The sequence below is a fragment of the Stenotrophomonas sp. YJH_SMC_135 genome (assembly GCF_059372355.1).
Map to the genome: position 1 here is coordinate 684,038 of NZ_JCAFVN010000003.1, position 20,116 is coordinate 704,153.

17 protein-coding genes and 1 tRNA gene are annotated in these 20,116 nt (G+C 68.0%); 9 read left to right on the plus strand and 9 right to left on the minus strand.

Features of this window, described 5'->3' with window-relative positions; genetic code table 11:
* Nucleotides 1–51 precede the first annotated feature (51 nt).
* The 4 genes from AC5P98_RS14175 (at nucleotide 52) to AC5P98_RS14190 (ending at nucleotide 6,241) form a co-directional block, all read left to right on the plus strand.
* Complete coding sequence (locus AC5P98_RS14175; RefSeq protein WP_049406598.1) at nucleotides 52–789, plus strand: SIMPL domain-containing protein; 738 nt, start codon at nucleotides 52–54, stop codon at nucleotides 787–789.
* Between the two features lie 219 nt (nucleotides 790–1,008).
* Entirely contained in the window at nucleotides 1,009–1,659 is a 651-nt protein-coding gene (locus tag AC5P98_RS14180; RefSeq protein ID WP_049406597.1) for an energy transducer TonB, read from the plus strand.
* A 197-nt stretch (nucleotides 1,660–1,856) separates the two neighbouring features.
* On the plus strand, nucleotides 1,857–4,652 hold the full coding sequence (locus tag AC5P98_RS14185) for a TonB-dependent receptor (RefSeq protein WP_014647941.1): 2,796 nt from the start codon (nucleotides 1,857–1,859) through the stop codon (nucleotides 4,650–4,652).
* Between the two features lie 167 nt (nucleotides 4,653–4,819).
* Nucleotides 4,820–6,241, plus strand: coding sequence for a basic amino acid/polyamine antiporter (locus tag AC5P98_RS14190; protein ID WP_046431885.1), 1,422 nt, complete (start codon nucleotides 4,820–4,822; stop codon nucleotides 6,239–6,241).
* Between the two features lie 49 nt (nucleotides 6,242–6,290).
* Here the strand turns inward: AC5P98_RS14190 and AC5P98_RS14195 are convergent, their stop codons facing one another.
* The 9 genes from AC5P98_RS14195 to AC5P98_RS14235 all read right to left on the minus strand — a co-directional run bounded on the left by AC5P98_RS14195 (nucleotide 6,291) and on the right by AC5P98_RS14235 (nucleotide 14,218).
* A complete protein-coding gene (locus AC5P98_RS14195; RefSeq protein ID WP_080354531.1) occupies nucleotides 6,291–7,256 on the minus strand; it encodes an alpha/beta hydrolase in 966 nt (321 codons plus the stop codon).
* 77 nt (nucleotides 7,257–7,333) lie between these two features.
* Nucleotides 7,334–7,410, minus strand: a tRNA-Asn gene (locus AC5P98_RS14200).
* Between the two features lie 22 nt (nucleotides 7,411–7,432).
* Nucleotides 7,433–7,903, minus strand: a complete 471-nt coding sequence (rlmH, locus tag AC5P98_RS14205; RefSeq protein ID WP_014647944.1) for a 23S rRNA (pseudouridine(1915)-N(3))-methyltransferase RlmH — start codon at nucleotides 7,901–7,903, stop codon at nucleotides 7,433–7,435.
* A 66-nt stretch (nucleotides 7,904–7,969) separates the two neighbouring features.
* The gene (gene rsfS / locus AC5P98_RS14210) at nucleotides 7,970–8,380 is read right to left on the minus strand and encodes a ribosome silencing factor (protein ID WP_005410536.1); all 411 of its coding nucleotides are present in this window, start codon (nucleotides 8,378–8,380) and stop codon (nucleotides 7,970–7,972) included.
* A gap of 58 nt (nucleotides 8,381–8,438) precedes the next feature.
* On the minus strand, nucleotides 8,439–9,104 hold the full coding sequence (gene nadD, locus AC5P98_RS14215) for a nicotinate-nucleotide adenylyltransferase (protein ID WP_014647945.1): 666 nt from the start codon (nucleotides 9,102–9,104) through the stop codon (nucleotides 8,439–8,441).
* 3 nt (nucleotides 9,105–9,107) lie between these two features.
* Entirely contained in the window at nucleotides 9,108–10,145 is a 1,038-nt protein-coding gene (holA, locus tag AC5P98_RS14220; protein WP_032961944.1) for a DNA polymerase III subunit delta, read from the minus strand.
* Nucleotides 10,146–10,157: 12 nt separating this feature from the next.
* Nucleotides 10,158–10,733 (minus strand): LPS-assembly lipoprotein LptE, encoded by a 576-nt coding sequence (locus AC5P98_RS14225; RefSeq protein WP_032961942.1) that lies wholly within the window; start codon nucleotides 10,731–10,733, stop codon nucleotides 10,158–10,160.
* A gap of 137 nt (nucleotides 10,734–10,870) precedes the next feature.
* Nucleotides 10,871–13,513: a leucine--tRNA ligase gene (gene leuS, locus AC5P98_RS14230; RefSeq protein ID WP_046431889.1), complete on the minus strand. Its 2,643-nt coding sequence runs from the start codon at nucleotides 13,511–13,513 to the stop codon at nucleotides 10,871–10,873.
* A 105-nt stretch (nucleotides 13,514–13,618) separates the two neighbouring features.
* The gene (locus AC5P98_RS14235) at nucleotides 13,619–14,218 is read right to left on the minus strand and encodes a DUF998 domain-containing protein (protein WP_495230069.1); all 600 of its coding nucleotides are present in this window, start codon (nucleotides 14,216–14,218) and stop codon (nucleotides 13,619–13,621) included.
* 323 nt (nucleotides 14,219–14,541) lie between these two features.
* On the opposite strand from AC5P98_RS14235, the gene trxA reads away from it, so the two are divergent.
* From trxA to AC5P98_RS14260, 5 genes are all read left to right on the plus strand, one after another.
* Entirely contained in the window at nucleotides 14,542–15,399 is an 858-nt protein-coding gene (gene trxA, locus AC5P98_RS14240) for a thioredoxin (protein WP_014038035.1), read from the plus strand.
* A gap of 107 nt (nucleotides 15,400–15,506) precedes the next feature.
* Complete coding sequence (locus tag AC5P98_RS14245; RefSeq protein ID WP_032961938.1) at nucleotides 15,507–17,207, plus strand: FecR family protein; 1,701 nt, start codon at nucleotides 15,507–15,509, stop codon at nucleotides 17,205–17,207.
* Nucleotides 17,204–18,829, plus strand: coding sequence for a CHASE2 domain-containing protein (locus AC5P98_RS14250; RefSeq protein ID WP_049406215.1), 1,626 nt, complete (start codon nucleotides 17,204–17,206; stop codon nucleotides 18,827–18,829). Before AC5P98_RS14245 ends, AC5P98_RS14250 begins: the two co-directional genes overlap by 4 nt.
* 67 nt (nucleotides 18,830–18,896) lie before the next feature.
* Nucleotides 18,897–19,349 (plus strand): DUF4442 domain-containing protein, encoded by a 453-nt coding sequence (locus tag AC5P98_RS14255; RefSeq protein ID WP_014647953.1) that lies wholly within the window; start codon nucleotides 18,897–18,899, stop codon nucleotides 19,347–19,349.
* A 47-nt stretch (nucleotides 19,350–19,396) separates the two neighbouring features.
* Nucleotides 19,397–20,113 carry a hypothetical protein gene (locus AC5P98_RS14260; protein ID WP_495230070.1) on the plus strand — a complete coding sequence of 239 codons (717 nt, stop codon included), beginning with the start codon at nucleotides 19,397–19,399 and terminating at the stop codon, nucleotides 20,111–20,113.
* Nucleotides 20,114–20,116: the final 3 nt, after the last annotated feature.

The following is a 20,116-nucleotide window of genomic DNA, read 5'->3' on the forward strand; positions in this document are numbered from 1 at the left end:
CAGCGCGTTCATCGCTACGACACCACCCTCACCGCACAACAAGGAGATCCCATGCGCCTGACCGCCACCCCGCTGCTGCTCGCCCTGTCCCTCGCCCTTGGAACCTCGATGACTGCCCATGCTGCTCCGTCGTCGCCGTCGATCGCCGCCGCGGCCGAAGGCACCCTGCTGAACATTTCGGCCAACGCCGAGGCCACCCGCGTGCCGGACGTCGCCACCCTGTCGGCCGGCGTGGTCACCCAGGCCGCCGACGGCAACAGCGCCATGCGCCAGAACGCCCAGCAGATGGACAAGGTGCTGGCCGCGATCAAGGCCGCCGGCATCGCCGAGCGCGACGTGCAGACCAGCGGCGTCAGCCTCAACCCGCAGTACCGCTATGCCGACAACGAGGCGCCGAAGATCACCGGCTACCAGGCCAGCAACACGGTCAGCCTGAAGGTCCGTGACATCGCCAAGCTCGGCAAGGTGCTCGATGCGCTGGCCGCTCAGGGCGCCAACCAGATCAACGGTCCGCAGTTTGAGATCGACCAGCCCGAACCGGTCTATGACGAAGCCCGCCTGGCCGCGCTGAAGAAGGCCCAGGCCCGCGCCCAGACCTATGCCAAGTCGCTGGGCCTGCAGGTGCGCCGCATCGTCAGCATCTCCGAGAACAGCAGCGGCGGTTTCCGCCCGATGCAGATGATGCGCACCATGGCGGCCGGTGCGGCGATGGACAAGGCCACCCCGGTCGCACCGGGCGAATCGACCGTCTCGGTCAACCTGGACGTGGTGTTCGAACTGGGCCGCTGATCGCGTCCGCCGCGGTCGACGACACAGGCGGGTCCCGCAGGGGGCCCGCCTTTTTCGTGCCCTCCGCCGACACTGGCTGAAGGCCAGCCCAACGATCCTGCCCCTGCCTCTAGGCAGTAGCCGTCGTGCCGCGCTACTGATGGACTGCCAGCCGCGTGCGGCAACCCCGCCACGGGCCCTGGTGCGTTGAGGACTTCGTCACTGGCATGGAGGTGGATCATGGTTCGTACGTACCCCGTTGCATCCCTGCATTTCGACCCCGCCCGGGTGGCCGCCTGGAGCGCGGCGATCGCCCTGCACCTGCTGGCCTTCCTGTTGCTGCTCATCCCTGCGACCTACCAGGCCGTGCAGGTCCCGCGTGAAAAGACGCCGGTCCGGCTGATCGAGAAGATCCCGCCACCACCAACGCCGCCGGTTCCGGTCACGCCCAAGGAGATCGTCCAGGTGGTGCCGAAACCGCGAACGCAGCCGGTGGTGCCGCCACTGCCCGCGCCCACCGCGACCGTGGAGGAGACCCAGGGCATCGCGTTGCCGGCCGCCGAACCGGCTCCGCCGCAGCTGGCGCCCAGCATCGACACGTCCACCCCTCTGGCCGGCGCCCAGCTGCAGTACCGCAGCGCCCCGCCGCCGACCTACCCCATCCAGTCCCTGCGCAACCACGAACAGGGCACGGTGCTGTTGCGGGTGGAAGTGGACAGCCATGGCCAACCGGTCGCGGTCAGCGTCGAGCGCAGCAGCGGCTCGCGCAACCTGGACCAGGCCGCCCGCCAGCAGGTGCTCCGGCACTGGCGCTTCGAGCCTGCCCAGCGTGACGGCGTGGCAGTTCCGGCCATCGGCCTGGTACCGGTACAGTTCTCGCTGCCCGACTGAGCCCCACCACCGGCCCGGCCTCGCGCCGGGCCGGTCCCTGCCGCTGCCCGGGAAATGCGGACAGGCCAGGGACCAAGCGTTACCGATTAAGCAAAATTTCACGACTTCGTCACCTGCAGGAAACCTAGATTGGCGCGTCCCGGTATCGATCCGGCGACAGCCCTCAACGCTACGGTTTTCCAGTTAGGAGAGAAGCTGTGAAACACCCGATCCAACGGCCCGCCAGCCGCCGCCGCAGCACCCTGGCATCGTCCATCACCCACATCCTCACCGGCGGCGCCCTGCTGCTGGCCGGCGCCGTCGCTTCCTCCTCCGCCTTCGCGCAGGAAAAGGCCACCAACCTCGACCGCATCACGGTCACCGGCTCCAACATCCCGCGCACCAACACCGAGACACCGTCGCCGGTGCAGGTGGTGACCCGCCAGGAAATCGACCGCACCGGCAAGACCTCGCTGGCCGAGTACCTGCAGACCATCACCGCCGATGGCGCCGGCTCGATTCCCAAGACCTTCGGCAACGGTTTCGCCGGCGGTGGCGCCGGCATCTCGCTGCGCGGCCTGGGCGCCGGCTCGACGCTGGTACTGTTGAACGGCCGCCGCATGGCCACCTATGGCCTGGCCGATGACGGACAGAAGGTCTTCACCGACCTCAGCACCATTCCGCTCGATGCCGTCGAGCGCGTGGAAGTCCTGAAGGACGGCGCTTCGGCGATCTACGGCTCCGATGCCATCGCCGGCGTGGTCAACATCATCCTGCGCAGCGACTTCCAGGGCGCCATCCTGCGTGGCTCCTACGGCCTGTCCGGTGACAGCGATGGCGACGCCCGGAAAGCAACCCTGACCGCCGGTACCGGTGACCTGGCCACCGATGGCTGGAACGCCTTCTTCAGCCTGGACGTTGGCAAGACCGACGCGATCAAGATCAGCGACCGCAAGAACCGCAAGTGGATCGGTACCGGTGACACCCGCCCGTGGGGCTATGACAAGACCGCCCAGTTCCTCGGCGGTGCCTACACCCGTGGTGGCACCTCCGGCGGTTCCGGCCCGAACGGCTCCTACCTCGACGCCACCGGCCATCTGGTGCCGCTGCCGGGTTGCGCCGGCCTGACCACCATCGGTGGGCAGACCCCGGCCAGCATCGCCGCCGATGGCTGCCTGTGGGATCCGGCGCAGCAGTACCGCGACCTGATTCCGGAAGAGAAGTACGTCAACGTGTTCGGTCGCGCCAGCTTCGCCTTCGGTGAAGGCGGCGAGATCTACACCGAGATCGGCTACTCGAAGAAGGAAACCATCTTCAGCAACACCCCGTCCGGCGTGTCGGGCGGCTGGGGCTATCCGGGCGGCCCGGTCAATGCCAACAGTGGCCCCGGTGCCACCGTGCTGGGCCCGAACCATCCCGACAACCCGACCCCGGGCACGGCGCGCCGCGTGCGTTACTCGGCCTGGGATGTCGGCCCGCGCGTGACCGACAACACCAATGAGTTCAACCGCTTCCTGGTCGGCATCAAGGGCAACTGGGGCGACTGGAGCTACGACACCGCCTACCTGCACTCGGGCACCGACCTGACCAACAAGCGCACCGGCTTCCTGCGCTACAGCGCCGTCCAGTGTGCACTGGGCAATGCCAACTGCGCCGGTGGCGTGTGGCGTATCGGTGATGATGCCGGCAAGAACTCGCAGGCGCTGTACGACTACATCTCGCCCACGATCAGCGCCCGCGCCAAGTCCAGCCTGGACATGTTCGACTTCACCGTCTCGCGCAGCCTGATGGACCTGAAGGGTGGTCCGCTGGGCCTGGCGATCGGTACCGAGTGGCGCAAGACCAGCAACAGCCTGACCCCGCAGACCTACACCGACCAGGGCGACATCATCGGCCTGGGCTACTCGGCCTATGACGGCACCCAGAACGTCTACGCCGGCTACGTCGAACTGTCGGCACCGGTGCTGGAACAGCTGGAACTGTCCGGCGCCCTGCGTTACGACAAGTACGAAAGCGGCGAAGGCAAGGCTACGCCGAAGCTGGGCGTGAAGTGGACCCCGGCCGACTGGATCGCCCTGCGCGCCAGCTACGCCGAAGGTTTCCGCGCGCCGAACCCGGCCGAGAACGGTGACGGTGGCCTGGCCGCCTTCTCCACTGCGGTCGACCCGGTGCGTTGCCAGATCAGCGGCGGCGCTGCCAGCGAATGTGGCGCCAATTCGGTGGCGATCATCACCAAGCCGAACAAGCTGCTGAAGCCGGAAGAGTCCAAGAGCTACTCGGTCGGCATCGTGCTGCAGCCGACTTCGACCACCTCGATGACCGTCGATGCCTGGCAGATCAAGCGTACCAACGAGATCGTGCAGGGCAGCACGGCGGCGGCGATCCTGGCCGGCAACGTGCTGCGCGACAGCAACAATCTCAATGGCGTGGCCAACAGCGGCACCATCCTGGCGGTCAACACCGGCTACGTGAATGCCAGCTCGTCGCGCGTGCGCGGTATCGATACCGATATCCGCCAGACCTTCGAGATCGGCCCGGGCCAGCTGGAGCTGGACCTGCAGTGGAGCCACATCCTGAAGTTCGAGCGCACCGAAGGCGGCGACACGGTTGATTACGTGGGTACCCACGGCAACTGCGACGTCACCAACTGCATCGGTACGCCGAAGGACAAGGTCAACTTCGGCACCACCTGGAAGCAGGGCCCGTGGAGCGTCAGCGGCATCGTCAACTACATCAGCAAGATGGACAACATCGACAGCCGTGGTGGCAGCTACCTGGCCTTCTACGCTGACGGTACGCCGGTGAAGAAGATCTCTTCGTTCACCACGATGGACCTGTCCGGTCGCTGGAGCATCAACGACTCGTTCGAACTCAACGCCTCGGTGGCCAACGTGTTCGACCGCATCGCCCCGCTCGATCCGACCACCTACGGCGCGGTGAACTACAACCCGATGCACTTCTCCGGTGCGCTGGGCCGTTACTACACCGTCGGCTTCAAGTACACGTTCAAGTAAGACCGGTTGCAGCGTCACCTTCGAAGGCCCGGGCCGTTGCCCGGGCCTTCGTCGTTTTCACGCGGGCCGGTTCCTGCAGGCTGGCGCTTGCCTGCTGACTCTTGCGGACATGTTCACGAGGACATGGCTACCGTATGCTCGCGGCATTCGCGCCGCAGGGGATCTCCATGGCCGCGACATCGCAACGGCTGGGCCTGCCCGCGTTGACTGCACTGGTAGTCGGCTCGATGGTCGGCGCCGGCATCTTTTCACTGCCGCAGAACGTCGCGCGCAGCGCCGGCCCGGCCGCCGCCTTGATCGGCTGGGCGGTCAGTGGCGCCGGCATGCTGATGCTGGCCTTCGTGTTCCAGGCCCTGGCCAATCGTCGCCCCGACCTGGATACCGGCATCTACGCCTATGCGCGCGAAGGCTTCGGCAACTACATCGGCTTCTCCGCGGCGTGGGGCTACTGGGTGGCGTCGGTGCTCGGCAACGCCAGCTTCTTCGTACTGATCTTCAGTGGCCTCGGCCACTTCGTGCCGGTCTTCGGTGAAGGCAATACACCCGCCGCCGTAGCCGCTTCATCACTGCTGCTGTGGACCGTGCACCTGCTGGTGCTGCGCGGCCTGCGCACGGCCGCCATCGTCAACGGCCTGGTGACGGTGGCCAAGCTGCTGCCGATCGCGTTGTTCCTGATCCTGGCGGCGGGCGCGTTCCGCATGGACGTGTTCCGCGCCGATTTCCTCGGTACGCCCGCACTCGGCGACCTCGGCCAGCAGCTGCGCGGCATGATGCTGGTGACCGTGTGGGTGTTCATCGGCATCGAAGGGGCCAGCATCTATTCGCGGCGTGCCGCGCGCCGTGCCGACGTTGGCCGTGCCACGGTGATCGGTTTCCTCGGGGTCTGGCTGCTGCTGGTACTGGTCAGCCTGCTGTCGATGGGCGTGCTGTCGCAGGCCGAACTGGCCGGGCTGCCCAATCCGTCGATGGCCTACGTGCTGCGCGCCATCGTCGGCGAATGGGGCGCGACGGTGATCATCATCGGTTCGATCGTCTCCGTACTCGGCGCATTGCTGGCCTGGGTGCTGCTGTGCGCCGAAGTGCTGTATGCCGCCGCCGGTGACGGCACCATGCCGGCCTTCCTCGGCCGCGAGAACGCGCGTGGCGTGCCGGCCAATGCACTGTGGTTGAGCAATGGCCTGATCCAGTTGTTCCTGCTGATGGTGCTGGTCAGTTCGGGCAGCTACACCGGGCTGGTGCTGCTCGCTGCGTCGATGAGCCTGGTGCCCTACTTCCTGTCCACCGCGTTCGGCGTGCAGCTGGCCTGGCGCGGGCAGGCCTACGCCGGCGAACCAGGCGTGCGCTGGCGCGATTTCGGGGTCGCACTGCTGGCCAGCGCCTATGCGCTGTGGCTGGTGTATGCCGGCGGCCTGGACAACCTGCTGCTGTCGGTACTGCTGTACGTGCCCGGCGTGGTGTTGTTCGCTTTGACCCGGCGCCAGCGCGGCGAGCGGGTATTCACGCGCTGGGAGTGGGTACTGTTCGGCGCGATCCTGGCGGTGGCGATCGCCACGCTGGTGGCCTTCTGCAGAGGTGAGCTGGCACTGTAGAGCCGAGCCCACGCGCGGCTTCACACAGGCAGCCGAGCATGGCTCGGCTCTACAACTGGCGATCCGCCAGCATGCCGATATCCTGCATCCAGCGCTCGGCCAGCTGCGGCCACGCCGCTACCGGTGCATCCTTCATGCGCAACCCGAATGCGTGGCCGCCGCGTGCGAACAGATGCATTTCCACCGGCACCCCCGCGTCCGCCAGGGCACGGTAATAGGCCAGCGATTCGCGCACGTCATCGGTGCGATCGTCGGTGGCCTGCGCGATGAACGTCGGCGGCACCTTGTCATCCACGGTGATGTCCCTGACCAGCGACAATCCCTTCCCGTGCCCAGCCCACAGGTGCCCGGAATACATCACCATGGCGAAATCGGGACGGCTGGGTTGCTCATCCGCAGCATCGACCGGCGCGTAGCTGCGCAGCGCGTGCGTGCTCAGTCCAGCCACCACGTGACCACCGGCGGAAAAGCCGATCGCCCCGACCCGCTTGGGATTGATTGACCAGCGCTCGGCCTGTGCGCGCAGCAGGCCCATTGCACGCTGTGCATCCTGCAGGGCCATCGGCACTTCCGGAAAGTCGCGGCAGTTGCACTCGGGGTCCCAGTTCGGGCCAGAGGCTGGTACCCGGTACTTCAGCAATGCACAGGTGATGCCCTGTGCGGTCAGCCAGTCGCAGATCTCGCTGCCTTCCAGGTCCATCGCCAGCACCCGATAGCCTCCGCCAGGCACCACCATCACTGCGGTGCCGGTGGCCGGTCCCTTCGGCGGAAACACGGTGAGGGTCGGCGCAGCGACGTTCTGCAGCATCATCCAGTGTTCGCCACTGCCTTCGGAGATCACTTCGCTGACCTGCTCGGGTCCCTTCAACTTCGGCGGCGCGATCACCGTGCCCTGCGGCCACAACGGGAGCTCGGTGGTGCCCTGTGGCGGATGCCAGGTGGAAGGCGCGGCTTTCGTTGTGGCGAACGGCACCATCGCCAGCAGCAGGAAGCTCGAGGACAGCAGCACGCGCATGATCGGCATCCATGGTTGCAGCAGCAGAGTGTAGCGACAAAAAAAAACCCGCATCTCGCGATGCAGGTTTTTCAAGGTGGCGCCCGAAGTTGGACTCGAACCAACGACCCCCTGATTAACAGTCAAGTGCTCTAACCGGCTGAGCTATTCGGGCAGACGACTAGTATAACCACTCTTCACGCGCGATGGTAGGGGTGATTGGCAATCATTGCGGCGGCCCGATACAGCTGCTCGGCCACCACCAGGCGCACCAGCATGTGCGGCAGCGTCAGCGGTCCGATCGACCACTTCTCATCGGCCAGCGCGGACACCTCCGGCGAATGCCCTTCCGGGCCACCGATCAGGAACGCCAGGTCGCGGCCCTGCCCGCGCCAATGCTCCAGGCGCTGTGCCAGCTGTTCGGAACTCAGCTGTCGTCCTGGCACATCCAACGCCACCACATAGGCGTTCTTCGGCAGCGCAGCGATGACCCGCTTGCCTTCCTCTTCAGTGGCGCGGCGCGGATCACGCCCCTTGCCGCGCAAGCCGGGCTCGATTTCCACCAGCTCGAACGGCAGCCAGTGCGACAGCCGCTTCTGGTACTCGGCGAAGCCCTGCGCGACCCAGCTGGGCGCGCGTTCACCGGTGGCGATCAGGCGGGCTTTCATCTACACGGTCCTCCAAAACGTCGACGGCGCCATCGGCGCCGTCGAAGGGATGCATCAACGTGCGGCTCAGGCCACTTCGTCGTCGCTGGACGGCGGCTGGTCGCCGACGGTCCACAGGCGCTCGAGGGCGTAGAACTCACGCACGCGCGGCAGCATCACGTGGACGATCACGTCGCCCAGATCGACCAGCACCCACTCGGCTTCGCGCTCGCCTTCAACACCCAGCGGCATCACGTCGAGGTTCTTGGCGAAGCGCACGACTTCATCGGCGATCGACTTGACGTGGCGGGTCGAGGTGCCCGAAACGACGATCATGTAGTCGGCAACGCTGGACCGGCCGCGCACGTCGATCTCGACCAGGTCCTTGGCCTTCAGGTCTTCGGTGGCTTGGCGGACGCTGGCCAGCAGTTCCGGCACGGACGGCGGCGGGCTGGGCAGATCGACCTTGATGGTCTGGGGCTGGGTCTGGTTGCTCAAAGTGGATCGACTCGATAAACGTGGGGGCGATTATACGGGGATGGCACGGCGGCGCCATTCACGCTGTGGCCGGGCGGTACAGCCCGTGTGCAGCGACGTAGTCCGCGACAGCCGGCGGCAGCAGGGCGCGCCAGGGGCCACCGGCGGCGATCTGCGAGCGCACGGCGCTGGCCGATTCCTCGCGCAGCGGGTGGTGCAGGCGCAGGATGCGTCCGGCCGGGCTGGCGAACAGGGCCTGTTCGTTGTCGGCCCAGCGCCCCTGCAGGGCACGCCCCAGTTCACCGTCGATCGACGCCTGCAGCGGGCTGCCCGGCCGCTCGGCCACCACGAAGTGGGCCAGCCCGAACAGGGCCTCCCATTCGTGCCAGCCGGACAGGCCCAGCAGGCTGTCGGCGCCCACCAGCCAGGCCAATGGCCGGCTTGGGCCCAGCTCGCCACGCAGCTCGCGCAGGGTATCGACGGTGTAGGACGGACGACCGGGATAGCGCGTGGCACGGTCCAGTTCACGACGGTCCAGCAGCAGGCCCGGTTCGTCGCCGATGGCCAGCGACAACATGGTGCAGCGCTGCTCGGCGGTAGCGCCGGGCACCGCACGGTGCGGCGGATCGCCTGCCGGCAACATGCGCACGGCCACCTGCAGTTCGTCCCGGGCGGCTCGCGCGATTGCCAGATGCCCCAGGTGCACCGGATCGAAGGTGCCCCCGTAATAGATCCGCAGGCTCATCGCTCAGGCCCGCGCCAGCAGGCGCACGGCACGCGGTTCGGCCACGGCCACCAGCAGGCGCTCCAGCGCCAGCCAGGCATCGCCGTCGGCCCGCCCCTTGGCGATGCGGTCGACCAGCCCGGCTTCGGCCACGAAGCGTTCCCAGCGCTTGCCTTCCGGGTGCCGCTGCAGCGCGCGCTTGTAGGGCGCCTGCCGTGATTCCCAGATGCCACGCGATTTCATTTCGGCGGCCAGATTGCCGCCACGGGCCTGCACACGGGCCAGGCCGGCACCGGCCAGCAGTTCACGGATCACGATCGGCATCAGTGCGGCCACCGCTTCGCCTTCGCCGCGCAGGCCAGCCAGCATGCGCAGCACGGCCGGCGGCTGGCCGGAGAACGTCGCCTCCACCAGTCGGAACACGTCGTAGCGGGCAGCGTCAGCCACCAGCGATTCCATCCGCTCCACATCCAGCGGCTGGCCATCGGCCAACAGCGCCAGCTTGTCGATTTCCTGGGCGGCGGCCAGCAGGTTGCCCTCCACCCGCTCGGCCAGGCGCTGCACGGCGGCCGGGTCGGCACGCAGGCCCTTGCCGCGCAGGCGGCGCTCGATCCAGTCCGGCAGTTCGTGCGGCTTGATCGCCCAGGCCACCGACAGCACGCCGATGCGGCTGACCGCCTCGGCCCACTTGCCCTGATGGGCCTTGCTCCATTCATTGGCGGTGATCATCAGCACCACGTCCGGCGCCGGATTGGCGCAGAACTGGCTGATCACTTCGGCGCCGTCCTTGCCGGGCTTGCCGCTGGGCAGGCGCACCTCGACCAAGCGGCGGGCGCTGAACAGGCTGGGCGCATTGAAGCTGGCGTCGAGCTGGTTCCAGTCGAAATCCCGCCCGTCGGCGTCGAACACTTCGCGTTCGCCGATGCCGGAGGCGCGCGCGCGCGCGCGGACGGCATCTGCCGCCTCCAGCACGCGCAGGGTTTCCGGGCCTGCGATCAGGTACACCGGCGCCAACGGGGTGTCAGCGCCCTGGCTGGCCAGCTGCTCCGGACGCAGTTCCATCGTCGCTGCCGCTCAGTGCTTGACGTCGGCGGCCGGCACCGCACCCTCGATCGGCTTGGCCTTCGGCGCGGACAGGCTGCCGCCCTTCTCGATCTCGGCGCGGACCACGCTGTCGATACGGCGGATGATCGAGGCGGACATTTCCCGGCGCAGCTCCGTGGCCAGGATTTCGCGTTCGGTGGTGGTACCGGTGGCGTCGGTCGGCGGCGACACATAGTCGCGCGACAGTTCGATCACCTGCTGCGGCACCAGTTCGCTGCCATCCTCGCGACGGAAGATGAAGATCACCGCGTAGCGCAGGCTGTATTCCTGTGCGCGGCCCTGCGAGTCGATGGCGATCGGCAGGTCACCCCAGCGCTCGGACAGCACCTGCAGCTGGGCGTTGGGTCCCTTGCTGTCCTCATCGGCCAGCTTGGCACCGGAGGCCAGCAGGCTGCGGTTGAGCAGCTTGACCAGTTCACTGTACGGGGCGGTGGAGACCACCTTCACCGGAGCAGTGTCGGTCGGCAGCATCAGCTTGTTGCGCAGATGGAAACCGCAGCCGGCGAGGCCGAGGACAAGAACGAGGGCAAGCAGGATTCGGGTCATGGAGACAGTCTGGCGGAGCCGGGCGATCACGGCAACACACAGCGTGCCCGAAGCCGCGTGAATGCAGGGCCATCAGGCGCCCGGCCCTGCTCATGGAATGGCACCGGCCACCGCGCGGGTGACCGGTGCCGGGGACATCAGGCAGCGACGATGTTCACGATCTTGCCCGGGACGATGATGATCTTGCGCACCGTCAGGCCTTCCATGAACCTGGCCGCGTTGGGCTCGGCCAGGGCCAGCGCCTCGACCTGCTCGCGCGCGGCATCGGCCGCCACCTCGATGGTGCCACGCAGCTTGCCGTTGACCTGCACCGCCAGGGTCAGCGCATCGCGCACCAGCGCGCTGCTGTCGGCCTGCGGGAACGGCTGGTCTTCCAGCAACGTCTCGCCATGACCCAGCACCTGCCACAGGGCGTGGCTGGCATGCGGGGTGATCGGGTTGAGCAGCAGCACGATCGCCTGCAGCGCTTCCTGGCGCACCGCGCGGCCCTGCTCGCTGCCATCCTCGAACTTGGCCAGCGCGTTCATCAGCTCCATCACCGCAGCGATCGCGGTATTGAAGCTGTGGCGGCGGCCATAGTCGTCACCGACCTTGCCGATGGTTTCATGGGTCTTGCGGCGCAGCGCCTTCTGGTTGGCATCCAGCGCCGCGGCATCCAGTGCCGGGGCGGCACCGTCGGCAGCGTGCTTCTGCACCTGGGCCCAGAGGCGGCGCAGGAAGCGGGCCATGCCGTCCACGCCGGCTTCGTTCCACTCCAGCGACTGTTCCGGCGGTGCGGCGAACATCGAGAACAGGCGCACGGTATCGGCGCCGTACTTGCCGACCATCGCCTGCGGGTCCACGCCGTTGTTCTTCGACTTGGACATCTTCTCGGTACCACCGACCACCACCGGCTGGCCGTCGGCGATCAGGGTGGCGCCGGTGATGCGGCCGCGCTCGTCGCGCTGCACTTCCACGTCGGCCGGGTTGATCCAGTCCTTCGAGCCGTCCGGGTTCGGGCGGTAATAGGTTTCGGCGATCACCATGCCCTGGCACAGCAGGTTGCGCGCCGGTTCGTTGCTGTCCACCATCCGCGCGTCGCGCAGCAGCTTGTGGTAGAAGCGGAAATACATCAGGTGCAGGATCGCGTGCTCGATGCCACCGATGTACTGGTCCACCGGCAGCCAGTAGTTGCCGCGCTTGTCGACCGCATCACGGGCACCCGGCGAGGTGTAGCGGGCGTAGTACCAGCTCGACTCCATGAAGGTGTCGAAGGTGTCGGTCTCGCGCTCGGCCGCGCCGCCGCAATCCGGGCAGGTGGTCTTGCGCCATTCCGGGTCGGTCTTGATAGGCGAGCCGGTACCGGCGAAGGCCACGTCTTCCGGCAGCACCACCGGCAGCTGCTCTTCCGGCACCGGCACCGCGCCGCACTTGGCGCAGTAGATCACCGGAATCGGGCAGCCCCAGTAGCGCTGGCGGCTCACGCCCCAGTCGCGCAGGCGGTAGTTGACGCGGCGCTGGCCCTGGGCCTTGCGCTCGAAACGTTCGGCCAGGGCTTCAAAGGCGCCCTGGAAATCCAGGCCGTCGAACTCGGCCGAGTTCACCAGCTCGAAGGCACGGCTCTTGTCGCTGTACCAGTCCTGCCAGCGGCTACCGTCCCAGTTGCGCTCCTCTTCGGTGCGCGCATCCTTCAGCGCGATCACCTGCTTGATCGGCAGGCCGTACTTGTTGGCCACTTCGTTGTCGCGCTGGTCATGGCCCGGAACGGCCATCACCGCGCCGGTGCCGTAGCCCATCAGCACGAAGTTGGCGACCCACACCGGCACCGGCTCGCCGGTGACCGGATGCAGCGCGCGCAGGCCGGTGTCCATGCCGCGCTTTTCCTGGGTTTCCAGTTCAGCCTCGGACACGCCACCCTGCTTCAGGTCGGCCAGCATCGCCGCCAGCTCCGGGTTGTTCTTCGCCGCATGCAGCGCCAGCGGGTGCTCGGCGGCGATCGACACGAAGGTCACGCCCATCACCGTGTCCGGGCGGGTGGTGAACACGCGCAGCGGGTCCAGCGCGCTGCCATCGACATCGCGCACATCGAACTGGATCTCCAGGCCCTCGGAACGGCCGATCCAGTTGCGCTGCATGGTCTTGACCGATTCCGGCCAGCCGTCCAGCTCGTCCAGGCCGTCCAGCAGTTCCTGGGCGTAGTCGGTGATGCGCAGGAACCATTGCGGGATCTCGCGCTTCTCCACCAGCGCACCGGAGCGCCAGCCGCGGCCGTCGATGACCTGCTCGTTGGCCAGCACGGTCTGGTCGACCGGGTCCCAGTTCACCACCGCGTTGCGGCGGTAGGCCAGGCCCTTGCGCATCAGGCGGGTGAACATGCGCTGCTCGTGGACGTAATAGTCCGGACGGCAGGTGGCGAACTCGCGCGACCAGTCGATGGCATAGCCCAGCGACTTCAGCTGGCTGCGCATGTGGTCGATGTTCTTGTAGGTCCACGCCGCCGGCGCGGTCTTGTTCTTGATCGCAGCGTTTTCCGCCGGCAGGCCGAACGCGTCCCAGCCCATCGGCTGCAGCACGTTGTGGCCGGTCATGCGCTTGTAGCGGCTGATCACGTCGCCGATCGTGTAATTGCGCACGTGGCCCATGTGCAGCGCACCGGACGGGTACGGAAGCATCGACAGGCAGTAGTACTTCGGCTTGTCCGAAGTCTCGTCGACCTCGAAGGCACGGGTGGCGTCCCAGTACTGCTGGGCGGCGGATTCAACCTGCTGCGGGTCGTAGGCGTTGGTTTCAGCGCTGGTCATGGAACACGCGGATGCGGCGGCAAAGCGGTACAGCGTACCGCAGTGCGGCAAATGGCTCCAATCCTGCCTGCCGGACGCCGGCGCCGCGGCGCTCGGGGAGGCGTCTCAGCGCGAGCGCGACAGCGGCAGGGCCGCCGCCAGCCAGACCAGCCAGCAGGCGAACGCGAGCCGTTGTGCCATCGGCGCCGGCAGTGTGCCCTGCAGGGCGAACGCCGCCAGCGCGGCCAGCACGCCGCAGCCCAGGGCCACTGCGCCCGAGGCCCGGCCATGCGCCTGGCGCAGATGGGACACGCCCAGCAGCACGGTGCCGGCGACGAAACCCAGCACCCAGATCATCCAGGCGCTGGCATGCAGCTGGCTGGCGGGCCCATGCAGGTCATCCACGTCCAGTGGCAGCAGCCCCATCGCGGCAAAGGCCAGACCGGCCAGCAGCAGCATCTGGCTGCCGACCCGTGGCGCCCAGCCAGCAGTGGCCGGCAGACTGCGGCGCAGGCGTTCAGCCACCGCCACCGCCAGCACGCCGGGCAGCACGAAACCCAGCAGATTGAAGGCCAGCGCATGCGGTACACCGCGCGCACCCAGCAGCGCCACCGGGTGGCGAGCCTGGGCATAGCCGTCCAGGCCGGCACCGAAGCCGGCCACGGCCAGGACGAATACGACTGCCGCAAGCAGCCCCAACCAACGATCAAGCCGGACCACGGACATTGCGCGCAATCACCTGGAAAGGAATGGACCACGGCATTGTCGCGGTAGCGGCGCGATGCGCCAAGCGCGGCGCATTCCAGAGCAATTCAATATCCGCCTGCTGCGCCTACCGTGATGCTCGAGGCATGGCAGTTCCGCCCTGTCGCAAGCGCGCCTCCCCATCGAAGCCTGTCGCCTCCGGCTAGTGGGTGATCCACACGCTGCACTGCGCCCCTGCCGGCCCGCCAGCACCACTCGAGGGCGTACTCCGTGATGGCAGGGTTGAGACCGACATCGATCGTCACCATAGAATCGGTCTCCAGATGCCAAGCGATGCCTCCCCCATGACCGAGACGACCTACGTATTCGACGCCACCACTGCGACCTTCGAGGCCGAAGTCCTGCAGAAGTCGCTGCAGACGCCGGTGCTGGTCGACTTCTGGGCCACCTGGTGCGGGCCGTGCAAGACCCTGGGCCCGATGCTGGAAAAGCTGGCTGCCGAGTACAACGGCGCTTTCGAGCTGGCCAAGGTCGATGTCGACAAGGAACAGCAGATCGCGGCGGCCTTCCAGATCCGCTCGGTGCCCACCGTGTTCCTGGTCAAGGGCGGCCAGCTGGTGGACGGCTTCCCCGGCGCCATTCCGGAAGGCCAGCTGCGTGAATTCCTGGCCCAGCACGGCATCGTGCCGGCCGATGTCGGCGATGCCGCCCCTGAAGATGACGCCCCGCTGGACCCGCAGGCGCAGGTCGACGTACTGCGCGCGCAGATCGCCGCCGAGCCGGACAAGGATGAGCTGAAGCTCGACCTGGCCCTGGCCCTGCTGCAGATCGGCGGCGTGGACGAGGCCGGTACCCTGATCGACGGCCTGCCGGCCAATCTGGCCACCGACGACCGCGCCGTGCGCGCCCGTGCCCGCCTGGCCTTCGCCGCTGCGCTGAAGGATGCCCCGGCGGCCGAGGTGCTGGAGGCCCGCATCGCCGCTGATGGCAAGGATCTCAAGGCCCGCCACCTGCGCGGCGTGCAGCTGCTGCTGGGCGGGCATGACGAGGCCGCCCTGGCGCAGTTCCTGGAAATGCTGCGGATCGACCGTGGATTCGAGGAGGGCCTGCCACGCAAAGCCTTGATCGACGCCTTCAACGTGATCTCCGACGAGGACCTGGTGGGCCAGTACCGCCGCAGGATGGCGTCGCTGCTGTTCTGAACGGAAGCCCGCTCCGTTCAGAATCCCTGCACTGAACGCGGGCAATAATGCGCGCGCTGGCGGCCTTGCGGTCGCCACGATCCGTTCGGGGGGATGAGGTCGGGGCCATGGGGTCTTGCAGCTGCACCCCCGCATTGCCGGGATTGCAAACTGTGACCGTCGTCCGCTCTCTGTCGTTCGCCATGCGTTTAACGGGCGCCCTGCTCTGCGCCCTCCTCCTGCCGCCTGCCATCGCCGGCGCCCAGGACTGGAACTACCGGGTCCGGCCCGGCGACACCCTGTGGGACCTGGGGGGGCTGTACCTGAAACCCTCGGTACGCTGGCAGCAGCTGCAGCAGCACAACCGCATCGACAACCCCTACCAGTTGCCGCCGGGCCAGCTGCTGCGCTTCCCGATCAGCTGGCTGCGCACCGAACCGGCGCCGGCCCGGGTGCTGTCGGTGCGCGGCAAGGTCGAGCTGTCCGGTGCCGATGGCACGGCGACCCGTGCGCTCCAGGCCGGCGAGCAGCTGCATATCGGTGACACCGTGGAAACCGAGGGCGATTCCAGCATCACGCTGGAATTTGCCGATGCCTCGCGCCTGCAGCTGCGCGAATACTCGCGCCTGCGCCTGGACCAGCTCAGCCGCTATGGCCACACCGGCATGGTCGACACCCGCCTGCGCCTGCAGCAGGGGCGCGCCAGCAACCGGGTGACGCCGGCGCGCGGCCCGGCCTCGCGCTACATCATCGATGCACCCACCGCGACCAGCAGCGTGCGCGGCACGGTGTTCCGGGTCAGCGCCGGGGATACCGGGCACGTCGGCGCCACCGAGGTCCTGCAGGGCAAGGTGCAGGTCGGCAACCCCCATGGCCAGCGGCTGGTACGGCCGGGGCAGTCCACCCGCAGCAGCAGCGCCGATGCGGCCCCCGCCGCGGTCTCGGCCCTGCTGCCGGCGCCGGCGCTGCGCAATGACGCGCTGCGCCTGGCGCCGCTGCCGACCCTGCTTGCCTGGGAACCGGTCACTGGCGCCGATCACTACCGGGTGGAAGTGGTGCAGGCGGCAACGCCGGAGATCCTGCTGTTCGCCACCACCACCGCCGACACCCGGTTGGCGATCGGCGACCTGCCGCCCGGCCAGCTGCGCCTGCTGTTGCGCGCGGTCGACGCACAGGGCGTCGAAGGCCTGGATGCGAGCGCCGATTTCGAGCTCAGTGACCAGCCACCGCCGCCGCTGACCGTATCGCCGCTGCATGGGCAGACGATCAACAGCGACCGCCCGCGCTTCCGCTGGAGCCAGGCCCCCGGTGCACGCAGCAGCGTGCTGCAGATCGCCGCCGAACCCAGCTTCCGGCAGCCACTGCAGGAGCAGGCTACCCATGCGACCGACCTGCGCCTGGCGCAACCGCTGCCGCCCGGACAGTACTACTGGCGCGTGGCCTCGCGCGATGCCGAAGGCCACCAGGGCCGCTATGGCCAGGCGCTGCCGCTGCAGCTGAGCAACGAGCCGGTGGACCCGGCACTGCAACCGCCCGAGGCCGCGCACGGCGAGCTCACCCTGCGCTGGCAGGCCGGCAGCGAAGGCCAGCGCTACCGGGTGCAGGTGGATCGCCGCGGTGACTTCAAGGCCCCACTGATCGATGAAACCGTGGCCCAGCCGCAGGTGAGCTTCAAGCGCCCGTGGAGCGGCACGCTGCACGTGCGCGTGCAGTACATCGACGATGACGGCCACGCCGGCGAGTTCTCTCCTGCCCAGCAGATCCCGTTGCCATGCCGCCTGTGCTACGGCGCCGGTGGCGGTGCACTGCTGCTCTGGTTGTTGTTGTGAGGCGCTCGCCGCTGCCATGGTCGAAGCGGATCCTGCTGGCCCTGCTGGCCGGCGTGCTGACCATCGTGGCCAGCCAGGGCCAATGGCTGTGGCGGCAGGACGAGGCAGCCTATGACGCACTGATCGGCAACTGGGACTACCGCCCCGACCCCAGCGTGCTGATCGTGGCCATCGACGAAGGCAGCCTGCAGCGTATCGGCCAGTGGCCCTGGCCGCGCTCGGTGCATGCCCGCCTGCTGGACCGCCTGACCGATGCCGGCGCCGAACGCGTTGCGCTGGACCTGATGCTGTCCGAACCCGACCGTCGCGACAGCCGCCAGGATGATGAGCTGGCGGCCGCGATCCGACGCAACGGCCGGGTGGTGCTGCCGGTGCTGGCGGCACCGGCGGCCGGCGACCGCATGGCCGAGGAAATGCTGCCGATCCCGCAGATCGCCGCCAGTGCCGCCGCGATCGGCCACACCGATGTCGAGGTGGACGGGGACGGCGTCGCCCGCGGCGTCTATCTGCACGCCGGTATCGGACGGCCGCACTGGCCGGCACTGGGCCTGGCACTGGCCGACCTGCCGGCGGGTGCGGTACGCGGCCTGCCCGACCCCGACCCGGCGCTGGGCTCGCCCTATCAATGGCGTCGCGATGATTACGTGCGCGTGCGCTACGCCGGCCCGCCCGAGCGGCTGCCGCAGGTGTCCTATGCGGACGTGCTCGATGGGCACGTGGATGGAGCGATGCTGCATGGCCGCCGCATCGTGGTCGGCATGACGGCCAGCGGCATCGCGCCTCGCCTGCTGACCCCGACCACCCGCGAGTTCTGGATGAGCGGCAGCGAGTACCAGGCCAACATCACCTCGATGCTGCTGCAGCACAAGCAGATCGACGTGCTGCCGCACGCCTGGCAGCACGCCATCAGTGGCGTGCTGGTGGCGCTGTGCGTGATCCTGCTCGGCCTGCGCCTGCCGTGGCTGGTCGCGCTGTGTTCGCTGCCGATGCCGCCGCTGCTGAGCTGGCTGCTGCTGCGCACCGGTGACCTGTGGTGGGCACCGGCCAGCGCGATGCTGGGCGTGGTGCTGGCACTGCTGGTCTGGGCGGTGTGGCGGATCTCGGCCTGGCACCGCCTGGCCAACCGCGATGCCCTCACCGGCCTGGGCAACCGCCTGCGCTTCGAGCAGTCACTGCAGCAGGAATGCGACGCCGCGCGGCGCAGTGGCAAGCCATTGAGCCTGGCGCTGATCGACGTCGACCACTTCAAGCGCCACAACGACCGCCATGGCCACCAGGTCGGTGACCGCGTGCTGCGTGATGTCGCCCGCCTGATCGGCGCGCATGCCCGTCGCCCGCGCGACATGGCGGCGCGCTACGGTGGCGACGAATTCGCACTGGTGCTGCCGGATACGCCGGCCGAGGGCGCGCGCCGGGTGATCGAGGACCTGATTGCCTGCGTGCGTGCACTGCCGGCGCCAGGCGATGGCAGCGATGACGGCGTCACGCTCACCATCGGGGTATTCACCCGCGTGCCCGACGGTGACCTGCAACCGCACCATTTCGTGGAAGGCGCCGACACCGCCCTGTACCAGGCCAAGGCCAACGGCCGCGACGGGTTCATGATCGACGGCGGGACGTGACTCCCGGGGTGCAACATACGCATGCGAATGGTTAGACTGGGCACCTCGCCCCGCGCCCCGGACCCGCATGAACGCCCGCCTGTTCCGCTTCGGCATCAACCTCTGGCCGCCGTTCCTGTTCACCGGCATCCACGTCACCCGGATCACGCCCGATTACCGGCAGATCGACGTGGCACTGCGACTGCGGCCGTGGAACCGCAATTACGTGGGCACGCATTTCGGCGGCAGCCTGTTCGCGATGACCGATCCATTCTGGATGCTGGGCCTGCTGCACATCCTCGGCCGTGACTATTACGTGTGGGACCGGGCCGGTGCGATCGATTTCCTCAAGCCTGGCCGGGGCACGGTGCGCACTTCGTTCCGCATCGATGATGCACTGCTGGCCGAACTGCGTGCCGAAGCGGCCGGCGGCGAAAAGGTGCTGCGCTGGTTCAGCAACGATGTCGTCGACGAAAGCGGCGAAGTGGTCGCCCAGGTACGCAAGCAGGTGTACCTGCGGTTGAAGCCGCACGCACGCTGATCCAGCACGCGCGCGCTATCCTCGGCCTCCCTGCCATGGAGGCTCCGATGCGCCCGTATGCGCTTGCCACACTGCTGACCCTGCTGTCCTTCACCGCCCACGCCCTCGACCTGCCACCGGTGCAATATCCGACGCTGCCGGCCCAGGCGGCCAATGCCGCCGGCTTCGTCCCGCAGGGCTGGGCACTTGAATCGAGTGTCGAAGGCGATCTCGACCAGGATGGCCGCGCGGACCTGGCGCTGGTGCTGCGTCAGCAGGCGGCACGCAACGTCATCGAGCACGATGGCTTGGGTCCCTCGCCGTACGACAGCAACCCGCGCATTCTCGCCGTGGCGTGGTCGCGCCCGTCAGGCTATGTGCTGGCGGTGCAGGACCACCAGCTGATACCACGCCCGGACAATCCGGTGATGAGCGACCCGCTCGAAGACGGCGGCGTCAGCATCCAGCGGGGCACCCTGAAGGTCGCACTGTTTTCATTCGCCAGCGCGGGCAGCTGGTCAATGGGCACGACCGCCTTTACCTTCCGTTGGCAGGACGATGCCTTTGCGCTGATCGGCTACGACCAGAATTCGGTGATGCGCAATTCCGGGCAGACCGAGTCGGTGAGCGTGAACTTCTCCACCGGCAGGGTAAAGCGGAGCGAAGGCAGCATCGAGGACGACAAGGACAGCGTGCACTGGGAGGCCCTGCACAGCCGCCGCCGCTGGACGCTGCAGACCATTGGTGATGGCTGGGCATTCGATCCGCTGGCGGGCAGCGACTGAGAC